Below are 809 nucleotides of genomic sequence, written 5' to 3' on the forward strand. Positions count from 1 at the left end.
CCCAAAATGCCCGCGCACCGCTTTCGGATGAAAAGCGGCGCTTCTGGACGCGCAATAAATTTCAATCATACGGCCATATACGATGACGAAGATCACGATGTTTAAGGCAATCATGGTAAGCTGGATTAGGAAGGATTGTAGCCAGAGTCCGAACAGAGGACCTAACTCCATCGCCTCAAGCTCTGTCCGCAAACTGTCCAGCACATCCGGCGTGATCTCTGTCCCGTTCTGGATAATGCCCGCTGACTGCTGGATCACATGCTGGCTCACATCAAAGACCGCCAGCACGATATTGAAGGTATTCGTCAGGATCATCACAGCCACAAAGGTTTTGAACACCCACTTAAAAAACATCCATGTGTCAACTTCATGGAGGTTGTTGCGTTCTATGAGCATCTGTATCAGTTCATAGGTCATAACAAAAGTGAGGATGACCCCGGCGATTGGCAGAATGGCAGTTTCGGAGATCTGTCGTATCATGGAAAAGACCCCGGCGTTCCAGTCCGCCGGGGTCGTGCCTACCTGTGTGGCGATCTCGCCAACGCTCTGATTGACGTTATCGAAAAGGCCGTCCAGATTCCCCATGATACCATCGACGAGCAGACCTTTCAGCCATTCAACGATTGCGTCGATGATAAAGTCCATATATCAGCTCCTTTTCTGGAAAAAGGGACAACGGGTGACATTTAGCTGAACAGCCCGGACAGCAGAGGGATAAGCTGAAGACCGATCAGAACGACACCGCCGCCCGCCATGAGCTGTTTTATACCCAATTAGGTGTAAAACTCTGCTCGATGGCGGGCGGCGGC

The 809-nt window shown here is 51.1% G+C and carries 1 protein-coding gene and 1 pseudogene; both read right to left on the reverse strand.

Going from position 1 to position 809, the window contains the following annotated elements:
• Positions 1-645: VirB6/TrbL-like conjugal transfer protein, CD1112 family (locus DWX00_RS19420; RefSeq protein WP_118596029.1), on the reverse strand; the 645-nt coding region annotated here is incomplete at its 3' end.
• A gap of 41 nt (positions 646-686) precedes the next feature.
• A pseudogene (locus DWX00_RS19425) lies at positions 687-770 on the reverse strand (Maff2 family mobile element protein); the annotation flags it as partial.
• Between the last annotated feature and the right edge of the window lie 39 nt (positions 771-809).

It is taken from the genome of Blautia sp. AF17-9LB (genome assembly GCF_003479185.1).
Classification (GTDB): Bacteria; Bacillota; Clostridia; order Lachnospirales; family Lachnospiraceae; genus Fusicatenibacter; species Fusicatenibacter saccharivorans.